This window comes from Pseudomonas sp. 43(2021) (assembly GCF_017490805.1).
GTDB lineage: Bacteria > Pseudomonadota > Gammaproteobacteria > Pseudomonadales > Pseudomonadaceae > Aquipseudomonas.
Genome location: NZ_JAFGYJ010000515.1, coordinates 1 through 448, shown reverse-complemented (window position 1 = coordinate 448; position 448 = coordinate 1). Strand labels below are relative to the sequence as shown.

1 pseudogene is annotated in these 448 nt (G+C 62.7%); it reads right to left on the bottom strand.

Annotated elements, in window-relative coordinates:
- A pseudogene (locus J5M71_RS28455) lies at positions 1–342 on the bottom strand (TonB-dependent copper receptor); the annotation flags it as partial.
- Between the last annotated feature and the right edge of the window lie 106 nt (positions 343–448).

Genomic DNA, 448 nt, shown 5'->3' with positions numbered 1-448 from the left:
GAACATGCCGCGCAGCACCGGATCGCCGTTGGTGCCGCCATTGCGCACCAGAGCGAAGCCGGGAATGGTCTTCAGGTAATCGCCGCCGTCACTGGCCGGCACCGGTTGGCGCGGATCCTTGGGGTTGGTGACGATCGTCAGTGGTGAGCTCGGGGCGATGGCAGTGATCACCGTCGGGCTCAGGTGATTTCCGTGGCCGGTGTGATCATCAGCCAGCGCCAGCGGTGTCAGCAGTACGCCGCAAAGGACGGCAATCGCGTGCCTGCAACGAATCCGCGATTCATTCAGGGCAAAGTGCGCGCGGGCAGATTCCGCGCAGGGGACAGCAGTAAACCTGGACATGACAATTTCCATCGAACAGTCGTAAACACCACGGCCGGCAGCCTGGCGCTGTCTTCTCAACCGTGTGCAATCAGAGGTGCGTGTTTACGTGGCGATGGGCGGGGCG